Annotated in this window: 15 protein-coding genes and 1 pseudogene; 2 read left to right on the top strand and 14 right to left on the bottom strand. The window is 37.6% G+C overall.

Going from position 1 to position 16,045, the window contains the following annotated elements:
- Positions 1-50: 50 nt before the first annotated feature.
- The 14 genes and pseudogenes from ACKPEB_RS19095 to recQ all read right to left on the bottom strand — a co-directional run bounded on the left by ACKPEB_RS19095 (position 51) and on the right by recQ (position 13,096).
- On the bottom strand, positions 51-392 hold the full coding sequence (locus ACKPEB_RS19095) for a DUF5615 family PIN-like protein (protein WP_408966559.1): 342 nt from the start codon (positions 390-392) through the stop codon (positions 51-53).
- Positions 393-395: 3 nt separating this feature from the next.
- Positions 396-722, bottom strand: a complete 327-nt coding sequence (locus ACKPEB_RS19090) for a DUF433 domain-containing protein (protein ID WP_408966558.1) — start codon at positions 720-722, stop codon at positions 396-398.
- 60 nt (positions 723-782) lie between these two features.
- Positions 783-1,403, bottom strand: a complete 621-nt coding sequence (locus tag ACKPEB_RS19085) for a tetratricopeptide repeat protein (protein ID WP_408966557.1) — start codon at positions 1,401-1,403, stop codon at positions 783-785.
- Between the two features lie 77 nt (positions 1,404-1,480).
- Positions 1,481-2,563 (bottom strand): ATP-dependent 6-phosphofructokinase, encoded by a 1,083-nt coding sequence (locus ACKPEB_RS19080; protein ID WP_408966556.1) that lies wholly within the window; start codon positions 2,561-2,563, stop codon positions 1,481-1,483.
- Positions 2,564-2,702: 139 nt separating this feature from the next.
- Entirely contained in the window at positions 2,703-3,248 is a 546-nt protein-coding gene (locus tag ACKPEB_RS19075) for a Uma2 family endonuclease (RefSeq protein WP_408966555.1), read from the bottom strand.
- A gap of 122 nt (positions 3,249-3,370) precedes the next feature.
- A pseudogene (locus tag ACKPEB_RS19070) lies at positions 3,371-3,715 on the bottom strand (type II toxin-antitoxin system PemK/MazF family toxin).
- Positions 3,708-3,938, bottom strand: a complete 231-nt coding sequence (locus ACKPEB_RS19065) for a hypothetical protein (protein WP_408966554.1) — start codon at positions 3,936-3,938, stop codon at positions 3,708-3,710. Before ACKPEB_RS19065 ends, ACKPEB_RS19070 begins: the two are co-directional and overlap by 8 nt.
- A gap of 143 nt (positions 3,939-4,081) precedes the next feature.
- Entirely contained in the window at positions 4,082-4,639 is a 558-nt protein-coding gene (locus ACKPEB_RS19060) for a Crp/Fnr family transcriptional regulator (RefSeq protein WP_408966553.1), read from the bottom strand.
- Positions 4,640-4,747: 108 nt separating this feature from the next.
- Entirely contained in the window at positions 4,748-6,682 is a 1,935-nt protein-coding gene (locus ACKPEB_RS19055) for an alpha/beta hydrolase (protein WP_408967647.1), read from the bottom strand.
- A gap of 208 nt (positions 6,683-6,890) precedes the next feature.
- Positions 6,891-8,207 (bottom strand): DUF2330 domain-containing protein, encoded by a 1,317-nt coding sequence (locus ACKPEB_RS19050; RefSeq protein WP_408966551.1) that lies wholly within the window; start codon positions 8,205-8,207, stop codon positions 6,891-6,893.
- A gap of 41 nt (positions 8,208-8,248) precedes the next feature.
- Entirely contained in the window at positions 8,249-9,100 is an 852-nt protein-coding gene (locus ACKPEB_RS19045) for an RnfABCDGE type electron transport complex subunit D (RefSeq protein WP_408966550.1), read from the bottom strand.
- A 22-nt stretch (positions 9,101-9,122) separates the two neighbouring features.
- Complete coding sequence (locus ACKPEB_RS19040) at positions 9,123-10,163, bottom strand: patatin-like phospholipase family protein (RefSeq protein ID WP_408966549.1); 1,041 nt, start codon at positions 10,161-10,163, stop codon at positions 9,123-9,125.
- A gap of 39 nt (positions 10,164-10,202) precedes the next feature.
- On the bottom strand, positions 10,203-10,838 hold the full coding sequence (locus ACKPEB_RS19035) for an HAD-IB family phosphatase (protein WP_408966575.1): 636 nt from the start codon (positions 10,836-10,838) through the stop codon (positions 10,203-10,205).
- Positions 10,839-10,909: 71 nt separating this feature from the next.
- Positions 10,910-13,096: a DNA helicase RecQ gene (gene recQ, locus ACKPEB_RS19030; RefSeq protein ID WP_408966548.1), complete on the bottom strand. Its 2,187-nt coding sequence runs from the start codon at positions 13,094-13,096 to the stop codon at positions 10,910-10,912.
- Positions 13,097-13,258: 162 nt separating this feature from the next.
- On the opposite strand from recQ, the gene ACKPEB_RS19025 reads away from it, so the two are divergent.
- Both ACKPEB_RS19025 and ACKPEB_RS19020 read left to right on the top strand, forming a co-directional pair.
- The gene (locus ACKPEB_RS19025) at positions 13,259-13,543 is read left to right on the top strand and encodes a DUF427 domain-containing protein (RefSeq protein WP_408966547.1); all 285 of its coding nucleotides are present in this window, start codon (positions 13,259-13,261) and stop codon (positions 13,541-13,543) included.
- Between the two features lie 213 nt (positions 13,544-13,756).
- A complete protein-coding gene (locus ACKPEB_RS19020) occupies positions 13,757-15,856 on the top strand; it encodes a single-stranded-DNA-specific exonuclease RecJ (RefSeq protein WP_408966546.1) in 2,100 nt (699 codons plus the stop codon).
- The last annotated feature ends 189 nt before the right edge of the window (positions 15,857-16,045 follow it).

Raw genomic sequence — 16,045 nt, 5'->3', positions numbered from 1 at the left:
CCAATACGGTTGCTATGATTTTAGCTTAAAATTATGTTTGTTTTTATCAATTATTGCTGCGGACGAATGATTTTAATTAACTTACCTTGGAGATTGACTTCATCAGAAATAGCTTCATTGATGCGTGTAGCTTGTCTTTCGGTATTTAAGTCTTCTTTACAAAGAATAATTCCAAAATGATCAGGATGCGCTCGGTGCAATTGTCTAAAATCATCCCAATTTCGCGTCAAAATAGCACGCTCATTTCTGACAGCATAAGCAAGAACATCCTGATCAGGAATTCCTAATCCCGAATTTCCAGCTTCTTCAGTGGTAAGAACATCGTGACCAGCGAGACGCAATAGTTTAACAATTGGTAAGGGAAAATTCTGATCCGCATATAAACGAGCCATTTTTCAATCTTCCTCATTTCTACGAATTGCTGCCTCAATTTCTTCTGGATGAGTATCAGCATAAGTCCAAGCATTGACTAAATCTTCTGCTTTCAAGTGAGGGAAATCTTGTAAAATTCGAGCATCAGAAGCACCATTCCGACGATAATTGATCAGTGACCAAACGGGGATACGAGTGTTAGAAATTCTAGCATCGCCACCGCATACCCCAGGAGTTTTTTCAATTCCTTGCCAAACATTACTTAAACTTTGAACTAGCAATTGAATCGCCTGTGCTTTTTCGGCTATACTTAATGCCATAAGTTGGGGTTCTAAGTCTTTTAGGGTCATCTTACTGCCTGATTTAAATAATTATTAACAGTCATGTTTCTCTAATTATAATTGATAACACTAAGGTTCAACACCAAATTTAATTTTTTGATGAACAACCGCTAAATTCCACATATAATCCTCAATTTGATATTGGGTTGCAGCTTGATGAATATAGGTTTTAGCTTGTTCTATATTTTGTTCCGCTTCATGATATAATCCTAAATAAAGGTGGCTGTAAAAATTTCCCCGTTTTCCGTCTTTTTCCCCAATTTTTAATAAATCTTCCGGGGTACAATTTCCCGCAAACAAATCATAAACGCTTCTCAGAACCGGACGGGGATCATTTTTAACCGGAAGCAGGGTATTTTTAGCGATTTCAACTCCTTGGAATTGGGCAATACATAAATAACGCCAAACCGTTTCTTCAACATCTTGGGAATTAACGGTTAAATCGATTTCAAATTGTTCTGCACCCAGTTGATATTGTTCAGCATAATAATAAGATAATCCTCGCTGCCAAAGATACGGTTTAACTATCGGATTTAATTGTTCAGCGAGATCAAAATCTTGAATTGATTCAGCAATTTTCGCTAATTTAAAATAAACCATTCCCCGTTGAATATATCCTCTAACATCATCAGGATGGGAATGGAGATATTTAGTCCAGTAGTTAATTTGTTGTTCTAAGGTAAGAGACATTTTTGATTAATATTTTAGATGATTATAAACAAGAATATAACCCCTGTAGAGACGTTCCATGGAACGTCTCTACAGAATTAATCTCCTAAACAAATGCCCATACTTCGAGCCGTTTCGACTAAAATATCATTAGCATTAACAGCCCGATATTGAGCGATCGCATCAAGAATTGGAATATTAGCCACTTGACGATCTCGCCAAACCACAACCTGATCATATTTGTCTTCAGCAATTAAATCCACGGCGGCGACCCCAAACGCAGAAGCAATAATGCGATCGATCGGTGAAGGAGTTCCTCCCCGTTGAATATGACCAAGCACTGTAACACGAGTTTCTGCGCCACTGCGATCGCAAATTTCATCCGCTAAATATTGCCCAATGCCACCTAAACGAGCTTGTCCCATGCGATTAATATTAGTCACAGGTTCTCCCGTTTCCGTTTTTACCGCTTCTGCAACAACCACTAAACAATAGTTTTTCCCTTGTTTTTGTCGTTCTGCAATTTGGGTACAAATTCGATCTAAACTGTAAGGAATTTCAGGAATTAAAATAATATCTGCACCTCCCGCAATTCCTGCATGAAGGGCAATATGTCCTGCATCTCGCCCCATAACTTCTAAAATCATCACGCGGCTATGACTGGCGGCGGTAAAATGCAGACGATCTAAGGCTTCTGTGGCAATATCAACGGCCGTACTAAACCCAATGGATAAATCGGTACTTCCCACATCATTATCAATGGTTTTAGGAATACCAATTAAATTAAGATTTCCTTGTTGGGCAATGCGTCGCAAAATTGCTAAACTGCCATCTCCCCCAATACCAATTAAAGCATTTAATCCTAAGAGATGATATCCTTCAATAATCTCCTGGGAGCGGTCTAACAAACTTCCATCCGGCATCGGAAAGGCAAAGGGATCACCTTTATTGGTAGTTCCTAAAATTGTCCCTCCGGCGGTGAGAATATTATCGATTTTATCAATCGTCAGAGGAACGCTGTTCACGGGACGAGTCATTAACCCTTGGGTGGCTTCTCGAATACCGAAAACCTCCCATCCAAAGGTTCCTGATGCTCGATACACCACAGCCCGAATTGCTGCATTTAAACCGGCACAGTCTCCCCCACTGGTTAAAATACCAATGCGTTTTTGTTCTCCCATATTTTGGTGAATTGTGGATTACAGATGCAAATTTTTAGATTACATCCGATTGGGAAATAATCCATAAATCTTTGCTCATCTTTAAGATTTGGGTTAGAAATCTGGGAGAAAATACAGGTATAAACACTTATTAATCTGCTCAAATCAAGGCTTGAACGGGAATTTCAATTTCTGCAAAGGCTAGGGGTGTGACTTCACCTTCGGTTAAAGTCATTTTAGAACCATATTCGCCATCACGGGCATCACGATAAATAATCAGTTCCCGACGGGTTAGGTTAATCAACCAATATTCGGCAATTCCCGCTTCAGCATAAAGGCGATATTTTACCGTAGAATCTTTTTCTAAGCTGGACTGGGAATATTCAATCACCCAAAAAATATTTTCAGGATAGGGATGATGGCTGAGATATTCTCGCCCCAAACGTTGAACAATGGCTATATCGGGTTCGGGTTCGGAGTCGTTAGGAAGGGTGATAGGTTTAGCTTGGCGAACTAGGGCACGATTTCCTAGTAAACGGCTGAGATAATCACCGGCTTCGCTACTGAAATAGGCGTGGGGTTCTCCTTCTGGGGACATTTCAACAATTTCTCCATACAGCAGTTCAACGGAGCGCTCATCAAGTAAACCCATTTCAACGATGCGGTGATAGTCGTCTAGTTTCCATTTGGCGATTGATAATGTCATTTTGATCAACCCTGTTTAAGTGGGTATTTATTAAGATAACGGATTAGGATGCGATCGCTAGATTAAGTCACCTAACAGCAATAAATAACTTTTTCACTAATTAATTATTATACTTAGCACACTTAGCTGTTAATATTTAAAACAATAGTTAGGGCGTGAGTGATCTCCTGCATTGTTTCATCCGTAACAGTTCCTACTTGTTTAATTAGTCTTTGTTGCGAAACAGAACGCACCTGAAACGTATCTACTGCTGACAACTTGCTTAACCCATTCTCAGGAGTAGGTTAAATTTTTACCATCCAGGGAACTAGGGCAAATACGTCATTCCATGCTGTAATGGGTACAACAACTTTCAACCGGAGAACACCAATCTCGTCATTGCTAACAATCACACAAGGGCGGGTTTTACCAATTTCATCGCCAACGGTGGGATTAGCGTTATAAAGCCAAATCTGACCTCTAAGCATAGTCTTGATATTCGTAGAAATCTTCATGACCAACATCAACAAACTCAGTCAGGTTGCTACCCTCTGCATAGTAGGGAACCATGATTTCAGCAGCCTCCCTTAAGCTGAGTTTTTCGGGCTTCTCCATGTCTTCCCGTATTAATTGCAAGGCAAATTCAATAATCTCTATCCTCTCTACATTTGGCATTTGCTTGATTGCTTCTAAAATTTGATTTTTGATCATAGTTTTGACAAGGGGTGGGTATTTCTAATATAGCTGATTTAGTTTTCTATTATACTATCTCTTTACACTATTTATTGAGGAGAGCCTAGGATAAATCAATGGATGAAAGGGTTCCTTTTTGTTAAAATTCCATCCTGTTGAATTCAAATTAAAATAATAAAATGGCGCCCCGGACGTTGAATCAATCCCTCTTGTTCGAGCTTAATCATCTTGCGAGTGACACTTACCCGTGTCGCACCAATTACATCAGAAATATCCGCATGGGTTAAACGTAAATCAATTAATAATCCTTCCGGAGTCAAACGACCAAATTTTTTTCCTAGCCATTTTAAGCAATTCAATAACCGTTGTTCAGTGCGTTGGGTGTGGAGAATGCTTTGTAGTTCTTCTGTTTGGCGAAGATGAGTTAAAATTGCATCGGTATAATTTGACCAGTGGGATGAAGCGATCAGACTGACTTCAACGGAAGTTACACATTCAATTTGATAGGGTTGTAGTTGCGATAAGGGTTTTCCCACAACATCGTTGTGTCCCCAATATCCTAATGTAATTAAGGTTCCCTCTTCTGTCCAGGTGAGGGTACGCACCACCCCTCGTTCAATTTTCCACAGCGCATCAGACCAAAGCGGAATTTGCTCACGGGGACTAAAAGTACGGGATTTGGACGTTAACGGAAGACTGACAAGGGTTGGAATACTCACAGAAAGCCCTTTGAACGCTTACCCCTACCTTAAGGGTTTAAGGTTAAATTTAGGTTCAGTCTCGGTTAAACTTCCCTGACATTTCCAGCCGATATCAACGGTCAAAATTTAAGATTGATGATTTAATTCTGCTTCGCTGCTTTCTTGTAATGGTTCATGGGACGGTAAAAATAAAACAGGTTTCCCAGTAATGAGGCGGTTAATTTCAGCTAAGGTTTCGGTACGGGATAAGCCGTTTCGGGTAATTAAAAGTTTTAAAATATCAAAGCTGGTGGTGTCGGTGAAGTAATAACCACCATGAACATCTGCTTTTTTCGCAATAAAAAATGCAGTATTCATCCCATCAATGATTAGGCTTGTAAAAAGATTTAATGGCAAAGAGGTATAATTAACTCCTGGCATTTCTGAACAATCAATATAGTTGAATTTTTCAAATAAATCATAAGCTGAGGTGGGTTGAACCGCAGCTTGAGAAGTAATCATGACCCGAATATAAGGTTGATAGTCAATTTTTCCAGCCGAATTTTTAATCGGTTTTAAATAAACATTTCCTAATCTTAATCCAGACATTTCTATGCTAGGTTCACTAAACCAGTTTCCCAGAATAGACATATAGCGAAGAACTAAATCTCTATCACTCGAAAATAAGTAAATTTCATTGCATCGTAAAATCGCAGAACGGACGTAATTATTGCGACCCTCACGGAGAAATTCTAAGGGTATATCAGGAGCCGTTAAAATTAATTTATTTAAGTGTAAATAATCCCCCATATTATTTTTTTCATATTCTAAACGATCTTCTTTACCAAATCGATCCGAGAGAATTCTCAGGACATTTACAATCACTAATGCACCCATACTATGGGTAATTAAATTAACGCTAATTGGCGTAAAGTTTTGGTTGTAATCATTAGAAACTGCGATTTCTTTTTGCGTTTGATAAAAAGGCATAGAGGTATAAGGATTTTCGCCCAAAACTTTATCTAATCTCCAAAAAAATTCGGCTAAATCTGGTGCTGCATAGTGAATGGCTCGATAGCGATCGCGTTGATAAGTCGAAATTCGTAAGAGTTGCATTAATAAAAGCCAGAGAGCAAAAACTGTTAATGCAACCCAATTCCATTGAGCGAATAAATTAGAAATTTGATTCAAATCAAACCAATACCACAGGGGAGATAAAGCCATCTCGATCCCGAATAAATTTAACAAGGGAACTCCAATTAAGGTTAATAGAATATAAAATCCAGTTCCAAAAATCCAAGCTAAAAGGGCGACCAAAAATAAAAATTTAAAAGTAATCCCCTTTTGTTGACCTAAATCACTCCATAACCCGGGATGAATTAAGGGTATTTCACTCGGCCAACGATAACCAATATAAACATTACGATGTTCTAATGTCCCGATCTGATTAATTGGCCCTTTTTCTGATAAAGACTCTATTTCCGCCATAAATTCTTGATAAAATTTATCGGCTGGGCTGGCATAACCATGAGTTCTTAAAGTTAGATAGCGAAAGTTTGCCATTCGGATCAGTCGTCCCATTTCAGCAATATTAAATAAGGGACGAAATCGGTTTATCGGAGGGAGTTCGCGATCAATATTTAATGACGTGCGTGCTGTACTAACGACTAAAAAACAATTAGAATATTGACGATCAACATAAACTTCAAAGTTGCGGCTCACCGCTTTAGCAAATTGTTTATTATGCCAACTGTTTAAGGCGCGAATGACATAATCTTCATTAACTTGACTATCAAAATCGGGGTATTCTTCTAAATTACAGGTCGAACGTAATGCGTCTGCGATCGCTAATTCCGAAGTATAAGACCCATAAATGGGCAAGTTATAAAGGGTTTGAGTTTTAGCTCCCTTGGGCATAGGATAAGCCAGTTGGACAATGCGAGCTTTTGTCCAAGCATCGGAAAAGGGAGCCGTATTCCGAACAATCGACTCTAACCAACGATAGTCATTTTCAAAGGTTTCTTGATGCCAATACAAAGGTAAACCTTGATATGTCCGCTTAGTACCCATAGTGTGATTCATTCAAAATTCAATATTTAGATGATTTCAGCAACAGAACTCTAAAATGCTGTTTGAGCAGTTTTATTCCGGGTAATAGCATTGCATAAAATTGACTCGTTGTGGTGATTAGTAGAACCCTTGATGTAAATTTTTAGGATATTTTAGAGGTTTCATTGGAATATAAACAGGTGCGTGAGCGAAAAACACACGCACCCTACCTAGATTAACTTTAGTTTCTGAACGGATTCCACCAAGAATCTGAAGTCAGTTCTATCCAGTTAATTCGGCGACGAATATCCTCAATTTTCCAATTGGTTAATGTGGCTAAGTTTTGCGCTTCTTGTTCCTGACGTTGGCGAACAGATTGTTTATATTGTTTTGCTTGTGAACACTGCATTTGTTCCCGATAAGGGTGATTAATAATATATCGACCCTGAAAATTTTCTTGATTAGATGTTGCTTGAAAGTTCAAATCTTCAGGGAACGTATTTCGGGCGTAGCGAATATGTAACCGAGTAATAAAGGCTGAATTAAAGGCATTTGAATCTAACCAAAATACACCCGCTTGTTTTAGTTCTTCACGAGTTAAAGGATCAGCCGAACAAGGATCGCATCCGCCCATATTCCACGCATATTCTAAAAAGGCGACTTTTTTCTGTTCCCGTTCATAAGCTTTTGTGAACAAGGATTTATAAAAACCGGGAAACACTTCTTTCACAAATTCAGGGATTTCTTGATCAGATGGAATTTTAACGGTGCGATAATTGGTTAATTCAATTTGACCTTGAGGAGATAGCAAATAAACAATTAAATCCTGTTCTCCTGTAGCATTAATCATTCCTAAACGGATCGGTAACATAAACCGAGGAGATTCATAAGCCATCATTAAAGGTCGCAAAGTTTGAAACCCATTTTGATCAAATTTTTCTAAATTAACTTTAGCAACGAAAAATTTTAATCCTTGTTGAATATAAGGTTTTAATAAAGCACTTGCTCCTTCGGGAATTTGATAACCATTCTGGATTAACCAGGTTTCTAAACCATCGGATTCTTTGGCACTTAAGATCAAAATATCGTATTCACCAACGGTAAAACGGGCTTCAATTGTTACCCCTAAACTGGAGTCGGATTGTCGTTTTTCTTCCTCTAAGGTCTGAACACCTCTAGTTGCTGGCATTGGTAATTGATTGTATTCAGGTTGGGGATTACAAGGATCAGGATCGAAATATTCTACGAGTCGAGGCGCACTAAACGCATCTAATCGTTGAATAATTTTGGGATCTCCAACCTTGACTTGTTCAGGTTTTAAAATAACAGGAACCGGAACCACTAAGGCAAAATCTTTGACCGATCCTTGATAATCATTTGCCATTGTTAAAATCGTGCGATTTCCCTCTCTGGCAATAATCACTTGAGAGGCTTTATTATATAAACTCGCATCGGCTTTAGCAACATAAAATCCACAAAATGCCAAAGCTGGAGAAGCAAAACCAACAATAATTAAAACAATCATTGAAAGAGAAATTAACCATTTTAATTGTTTCATAAATAACTCCATTTTCCAGAAAATTACAATTGCTTTGGAAATTAATAACTAGGAAATAAAGGCAAATCTTTAATGGATTTTTCTGACCAAGAAAAACGAGAAGCTCGAAACATTTGATCAAAAATAATTGTTAGGGGGGAAAGGGTAAATAAAGCCCAAAATAGAGCCGTTGAGATAAAGAATTGATGTTGTAAAATAAAGGTTAATCCGGCGATTAAGACAGCCCATAAAATTCGGCTTAAGGTTGCATTCGGAATGGAGCGAGGATCGGTAATCATAAAAAAGGCAAATAATAATAGGCTACCACTCATGAGTTGATGACTATAAACATCCCAACTCCAACCTAAGCTGAAATTTCGCCAAGCTTCTAATCCCATATAGGAACCTAAAAAGGCAAGGGAAGTATCCCAGCGACCGACTTTTTTAAGGATAAAACCTCCGGTTACTAAAAATACTAGAAAATACCAAGAATCTGTTCCCCATTGTCCGGGGGAAACCCAAGCATCAGCCGTTAAACTTAAGGCGATAATAATTCCAAAGTTAGCGGGATTAAAAAAATGTTTTCCTTGAGATTGAAAGATAAATTTACTGGCGATCGCACAACATCCCGCTAAAGCAACGGTTGTCCAATGATTGGCTCTGAGGAGTAAACATAATCCTAATGTTGTAATTAACGCACTCCGCCAAGACGCTAAAAATTCAGCAGGTAAAAGTGTAATTTTTTTGTTAATATAGAAGGAGGAAAGGCAAGAAAAAAGCCATTGAGTCAATAAACAACTGCACGCGATGACCAGCATAAAATCGGATCTTAATGTCCAATCCCTCGTTCCAATTCCCAATAGCAAAAACAGCGACAAAAATAAAATTTGAGCATGACGGGCATCTTTAAACATGATGTTTATCCTTGAAGTGAGCTTAAACTAAAAGCAGTTGAATCCACTTATCCAACTGTTGACGATGTTGTTCGGTTATTTGTTGCGCTAACTGACTAATCGCATTCAGATTAAATTCTGAAGGATTATCCATTGGTAAAGTTTTGCGATCGCTTAAAACCGTATTAATTCTTAAATAATGTTCGGGTTTCCCTGTAGTATCAAAGATTTGTTTCATTTGATAATCAACAGTTTCTGCCACCCCAGTCATAATAATATCAAATAGCGGATCAAGCCATTTTAATTTTCCCCAATCTTTTGCCTCCTGATAAGGATATTTCTTTTTAACCTGTCCTGTTCCTAATGATAAAATCACCATTTCTTTAGCAGTAGGGCCTGTTTCATAGCGGTTATCGAGATTAGAATCTTGATTAAATTTATGACGGGCTTCTGCATAGGCACAGAGGGCGGGATTATTGGCAAAAACTCCCCCATCAATACAAGTATAAACATCTTGGTTGAGAGCGTAAATTTGGGCAACTTCAAAAAATGTTGGAGCGGCGGAAGTCGCCCGCAGAACATCTCGAACTAAATAATTATCTTTTGGATTTAATTTAGCATCATGTTGAGTAAAAAAGTGGGCTTCTCGTTTTTCGATTTCATAGGAGGTAATCAAGCAAGGTTTGAGCAGTTCACTAAGTTTTATATCTTTAAAAAAATTACCGATCACCTGATTAAATTTTTGATCAGAGTATTTTTCTTGAAATAAATCAGTTACTGAGGGTAAGTAATCCTTAGCGTCAGACTCAAAAATTCGGCTTGACTTATACCGAAAAAAATCATAAACTTCTTGAGCAGAACAGCGAGGTCGAAGGGGATTTTCAGCATCAGGGCAAAGGTAAAGAGCCGTTAAAATTCCTCCTGCACTGGTTCCAGCAATTAAATCAAAATAATCTGCAATTCTCACATCAGAATTTCCCGTAAAATCTTGTAATTTTTGCTCAATATACTTTAAGACTTCGGCGGGAATGATTCCTCGCAACCCACCCCCATCAATAGAAAGAATTCGAGTAAATTGTGGCATTTTTTACAATTACCTCCCTTGAGAAAGACACTGATCGATTTAAGATAGATTCCATCGTTGTGATAACTGGGCTTGAATATCAAAAAAATCTGTCCATTTAAAATAAGGTTTTTGATATTCATCTAAATAGTCGGCTAAACGATCACGAGCAAACACCACAGGGGCGGCTAATGCCATATTTAAGTCGGTTACAGAATCTCCAATAGCAATGGGTTCAATGTTAGGATAACGTTCCATAACTTTTACTTTAGCAACTAATTCTGTATCGGCTTCAAACTCAGAATGAACTTTAAAATATTCTTCTGAAATACCTAAATCAACGGCATAAATTCCATCAATTTTTTGAGTTAAATCTCCTAAAACAGTTTCAACCATAATCCGAACACCTCCTGAAACTAAAACAAAAGGAACACCTTGGGTTTTGAGGAAATCCAAAAATTCAACAAATCCAGGGCGTATTTTCTTAGTTCGAGAAAATTCTATTATTTCAGGATAGCAACGGGAAGGAATGGATTCTAACATTTTTCTCACTCCTTCTCGTAATGTCATTTCTCGTCGATACAATAAAGGCATAATTTCTGCCGCCATTTGGGGGGCAAATTCTTTTAACATTCCCACAAAGGTTTCTTCTGCGGTAATTGTTCCGTCAAAGTCACAAAAAATAATTGGTTTCATCATTAGTTATCAGTTATCATTTGTAGGGGCGGGGTCATCCCGCCCGTAATCAGTTATTAGTCAGCAGCCAACTAATAAGGATTTTGTCGCCACCATTCTCGAACTAATTTAATTTCTTCATAATTATATTGTTCTCCTAGATATTCGTAAAGGGTTCTTAAGCTAGTATCTCCCACTTTTTCAATCCCTTTAATAATATTCGTTTTACGGTCAGGTTCAACCAATTGATCAATATTAACATTCTGATTCGCTGCAATTAGTTGGGTTAAATGGTCGCTAATGGTACTGGTTTTTAATCCTCGTTCGTTTGCGATCGCCATTAAACTTAATCCTTGTTGATGTAATGATAGAGTTATAATTAAACTATCTGATAAATCCTCTAAAGTTTGACGCTGAAATCCTGATGGTTTAGATTTAACGTTAGAAACACTGGATTCTTGGCAATAGGTCAAAATTGCTTGAGTAAATTGTTGACCATAACGCTCTAGTTTACGACTTCCTACCCCAGAAATTTCGCTTAATTCTTCTAAGGTTTGGGGTCGTTGTTGTGCCATTAATCTTAAGGTAGAATCGGAAAAAACCATATAGGGAGGAATTGATTGTTCATCGGCTAATTTCTTACGAAGTTGACGTAACTGTTCAAATAGCATTTCAGCTTCCATCGCCAAAGATCGAGTTGATTTTTCCAGATTTTGTTCTTTAATGACTGTAATTTCAACTTTTCTTTCCCGTTTCATGACTTCCCAACTGCGGGAATTTAACTTTAAAATGGCATAACCATCGGTGGTTTGATCGAGGAGTCCTTGACGTAAAAGCGATCGCCCTAAATGTTTCCATTCTTCGGCGGTTTTATCTTTACCAATGCCATAGGTAGACAATTGATCATGACGTCGATCTAAAATTTTTTGACTTTTTGAACCTCTTAATACATCAATAATATAAGTCATACCAAATCGCTCTTGACATCGGGCAACACAGGATAAAAATTTCATCGCTTCAATTGTCCAATCCTCAACCGGATTTTGGGTGCGACAATTATCACATTTTTCACAATTTTCTGAGAAAAATTCACCAAAATAACTTAATTGAACCGTGCGCCGACATTCCGTTGCTTCCGCATAATCTAACATTTGCCGTAACTGTTGGCGGGCAATACGTTGTTCATCAGCATCGGGTTTTTGATCAATTAAATATTCAATCGTTTTAATATCACTATAACTAAAAAATAACGTACATCGGGCGGATTCTCCATCTCGTCCTGCCCGTCCTGATTCTTGATAATAACTTTCTAAGGTTCGCGGTAAATTATAATGAACCACAAACCGAACATCAGGTTTATTAATGCCCATACCAAAGGCAATCGTTGCTACCATAATTTGTACATCATCTCGAATAAATCGAGTTTGATTTTCAGCCCTTACAGTATCTTCCATTCCCGCATGATAAGGTAAAGCAGAAAGTCCATGACTTTGTAATCGAAATGCGAGATCTTCTACATTTTTTCGACTTAAACAATAAATAATTCCTGAACCCCCAACATCCTGAATCAGTTTTAATAACTGGGTAAAACTTTGTTTTTTCTTAGGAATAACTTCATAATATAAATTAGGACGATTAAAACTCGCCACATGAATATAGGGATTTTTTAACTCTAACTGTTGAATAATATCCTGTCGTACCCGTTGAGTTGCCGTTGCCGTTAAAGCTAAAACTGGAATTTTAGGATAACGTTTTCGCAGTTGTTTCAGTTGTCGGTATTCCGGGCGGAAATCATGTCCCCATTCGGATACACAATGGGCTTCATCAATGGCAAAAGCTGAAATCCCTAATTGAGCTTCTATTAAATCTAAAAATAATAAAAATTTCTCGGATAATAATCGTTCCGGCGCAACATAAAGCAATTTAATTTCACCATTTAAAATTGCAGCTTCACGAGATTTTGCTTCAGCGACCGTTAAGGTACTATTCAGGAACGTTGCACCGACTCCATTATCTTGTAATGCTTCAACTTGATCCTGCATTAAAGCAATCAAAGGAGACACAACTATCATTAATCCAGGTTTTAATAAAGCCGGAAGTTGAAAACACAAAGATTTTCCCCCTCCGGTGGGCATTATAATTAATAAATCTCGTTTTTTTAGAGCTTGTTCAATAATTTCGCGCTGTCCGGGTCGAAAGGAGTCATAGCCAAAGAAATGTTTAAGGGACTGTTCTAAGGATTGAGGTTGGGCAAAGGAAGTAGAAATTAGCCCTGACATTGCTCGTGATTTAGATAAAACGTCTTTTTTATTGTAGGGTTAAAATGGGGTAAATGGCTCTAGTATTTTGATAAAATTTTCTCATTGATAACCAAGAACGAGCATCAAATGCCTCAAAAATGTTAAATTTTAATACGACGTTGTAAACTTCAGAGGAGATTTATGCCGAAAGCGGTTTGGAATGGTGCAGTTTTAGCAGAAAGTAACCAATGCGTTGTGGTTGAGGGTAATCAATATTTTCCCCCAGACGCCATTAAGTGTGAATATTTCAAAGAAAGTAACACCCATACAACTTGCGGTTGGAAAGGAGTTGCTAGTTATTATGATATCGTTGTTGAAGGTCAAGTCAATAAAGATGCCGCTTGGTATTATCCAGAACCTAAATCTGCCGCCCAAAATATTAAAGGTTATATTGCATTTTGGAAGGGGGTTAAAGTTGAGGTTTAAGCAGTTTCATGTTAGTTAATGCCAGTAAATTAACATAACCCAAAATAACTGCTAAGGGCGAGGTTTCCTCGCCCCTACGATAGAAATACATTCCCCCATCTAGGATTAAATTTTAAGATAATGATCAACTTACTTCCTGATTAATAATAATTTTGATAAAACGCTTCGATTTTTGAGTACAATTAACCTATTATCGATTAATTCTATTTCACTGTGCAACCTTCTTCTCCAGACTCGTTTAATTCTTCCCGACTTCCGAATCAACGGTGGTATATTTTTCCACAACAACCCGACCTCGCTCAAAACTTATCGGAGGTAACGGGAATTATCCCTTTAGTTACTCAAGTCTTAATTAATCGAGGCATTGAAACCCCGGAACAGGTAGAAGCATTTATCACCCCAGAATCTCAAGTTTTACCCTCTCCTTTGGAAGAATTTAAGGATTTATTAAAAAGTGTTGAATTGTTAGAAACGGCGATTAATCAAGGAGATAAAATAGCGATTTGTGGCGATTATGATGCCGATGGAATGACGAGTACCGCTTTATTAATGCGATCGCTTTCTACATTAGGCGCAAATGTTAATTATGCCATTCCTAGCCGCATGACAGAAGGCTATGGAATTAATACCCGAATTGTTGAAGAATTCCATCAGGAAGACGTTAAAATTATTCTCACCGTTGATAATGGAATTGCTGCCTATCAACCCATTGTTAGAGCCAAAGAATTAGACTTAACGGTAATTATTACCGATCACCATGATTTACCCGAAAAACTTCCTCCTGCTGATGCTATTCTCAATCCAAAATTATTACCTATTTCCTCTCCATATCGAGGATTAGCCGGGGTAGGAGTGGCTTATGTTTTAGCGATTTGTTTAGCTCAAAAATTAGGTAAAGTTCAAGGGTTAGTGAATCCTTTATTAGAATTATTTACATTAGGAACCATTGCGGATTTAGCCCCCTTAAATGGCGTGAACCGACGGTGGCTAAAACGAGGTTTAAAGTTATTACCTTATTCTCAAATCACAGGAGTTCAAGCGTTAATTCAAGTGGCGGGAGTTTCTACAGGATATCAAGTTAAATCAGAAGAACAGCCCGAAAATCCTATCATTCCTCCGACTTCTAAAACTCTAAAACCCGATGATATTGGCTTTCGTTTAGGGCCAAGAATTAATGCCATTGGACGGTTAGCCGATCCCCAAATTGTGATAGAATTATTAACAACAGATAATATGGGAATTGCCTTAGAACGGGCAATGCAGTGTGAACAAATTAATCAAAAACGTCAACAGTTATGTGAAGAAATAGAACAAGAAGCGATCGCTTGGGTGGAAGAACAACAAATAGATTTTAAACAAGAACGGGTGTTAGTGGTTGTACAACCTCAATGGCATCATGGAGTCATTGGAATTGTTGCGTCTCGCTTAGTTGAACGATATGGCGTTCCCGTGTTTATTGGAACCTATGAACAGGAAGAAAATACAACCGAATCTCCCCAAATGATTCGAGGTTCAGCTAGGGGAATTTTTGAATTTGATGTGTTTAAAGCCTTAGAATATTCTCACGATTTACTGCATAAATTTGGAGGACATAAAGCCGCTGGAGGATTTTCTTTATTAGCAGAAAATTTAGAACTATTTCGACTGCGTTTAAAGGAATTTGCCCATCAATGTTTAGAATTAGAACATCTCAAACCCTTAATTAAAATTGATGCTCAAGCGAATTTAAGTGAAATTAATTTTAATCTCTATGATCAACTTGATCAATTACATCCCTGTGGTATTGAAAATAATTCTCCGACTTTTTGGACTCCCAATGTTAGAATTATTCAACAACGAGTGGTTGGAAAAGGACATATTAAACTGACCTTAACCCAAGATAAATTTTCCCATACTCAACTCACAGCCTTACCTACAATTAATGCAATGGCGTGGCGTTGGGCGGACTATTTCCCCCTTCCCCAATGTTTGGATATTGCCTATCATTTAAAAGAAAATACTTGGAATGGTCAAACCAATATTGAGTTAGAATTAGTCGGGGCTAGATTACCCGAATCTCCCGAAAATGATCAACCTCAATTAACAAAAAGCGCAGAATTTTATTATAATAATAAACAATATTATTGCAGTTTATCTTCTATTGGTGAAACCCAAGAATTAAGAATTAAGAATCAGAAAGGGGAAGTTTTAGCGATACAAAAAGGTCAACGTTTTGGACTGTTAGGAAAAAGTCGTCAAGAGTCTCAAACTGTTGATGTGTCTCAACCTGTTTTTTATGATTTAATTCAAGCGGCTATTAAAGCATTAGGGTAAGCTTATAATCTTAGTGATAGATAGATGTAACAAAAGATAGTAAGTTGCTTTTGATACAAACTTTTGAAAAAAATAATGATGCAACAATTCGTAATTTAGAAGCTTGGAGTTTAGAAACAGGTCAACAAGTTTATAAAATCAATTTAACAGGAGCTATTTTATTTGTTCAAATAAACACTGATAATAGTA

This window comes from Planktothrix sp. (assembly GCF_046067725.1).
Taxonomy (GTDB): domain Bacteria; phylum Cyanobacteriota; class Cyanobacteriia; order Cyanobacteriales; family Microcoleaceae; genus Planktothrix.
The sequence above is the reverse complement of the archived record's forward strand: the minus strand, read 5'-3'. Positions and strand labels throughout refer to the sequence as shown.

Excerpts from the sequence above, each read along its gene's own strand:
- ACKPEB_RS19095 (WP_408966559.1), bottom strand. The coding sequence starts at position 392 with ATGGCTCGTTTATATGCGGATCAGAATTTTCCCTTACCAATTGTTAAA.
- ACKPEB_RS19090 (WP_408966558.1), bottom strand. The coding sequence starts at position 722 with ATGACCCTAAAAGACTTAGAACCCCAACTTATGGCATTAAGTATAGCC.
- ACKPEB_RS19085 (WP_408966557.1), bottom strand. The coding sequence starts at position 1,403 with ATGTCTCTTACCTTAGAACAACAAATTAACTACTGGACTAAATATCTC.
- ACKPEB_RS19080 (WP_408966556.1), bottom strand. The coding sequence starts at position 2,563 with ATGGGAGAACAAAAACGCATTGGTATTTTAACCAGTGGGGGAGACTGT.
- ACKPEB_RS19075 (WP_408966555.1), bottom strand. The coding sequence starts at position 3,248 with ATGACATTATCAATCGCCAAATGGAAACTAGACGACTATCACCGCATC.
- ACKPEB_RS19065 (WP_408966554.1), bottom strand. The coding sequence starts at position 3,938 with ATGATCAAAAATCAAATTTTAGAAGCAATCAAGCAAATGCCAAATGTA.
- ACKPEB_RS19055 (WP_408967647.1), bottom strand. The coding sequence starts at position 6,682 with ATGAATCACACTATGGGTACTAAGCGGACATATCAAGGTTTACCTTTG.
- ACKPEB_RS19050 (WP_408966551.1), bottom strand. The coding sequence starts at position 8,207 with ATGAAACAATTAAAATGGTTAATTTCTCTTTCAATGATTGTTTTAATT.
- ACKPEB_RS19045 (WP_408966550.1), bottom strand. The coding sequence starts at position 9,100 with ATGTTTAAAGATGCCCGTCATGCTCAAATTTTATTTTTGTCGCTGTTT.
- ACKPEB_RS19040 (WP_408966549.1), bottom strand. The coding sequence starts at position 10,163 with ATGCCACAATTTACTCGAATTCTTTCTATTGATGGGGGTGGGTTGCGA.
- ACKPEB_RS19035 (WP_408966575.1), bottom strand. The coding sequence starts at position 10,838 with ATGAAACCAATTATTTTTTGTGACTTTGACGGAACAATTACCGCAGAA.
- recQ (WP_408966548.1), bottom strand. The coding sequence starts at position 13,096 with ATGTCAGGGCTAATTTCTACTTCCTTTGCCCAACCTCAATCCTTAGAA.
- ACKPEB_RS19025 (WP_408966547.1), top strand. The coding sequence starts at position 13,259 with ATGCCGAAAGCGGTTTGGAATGGTGCAGTTTTAGCAGAAAGTAACCAA.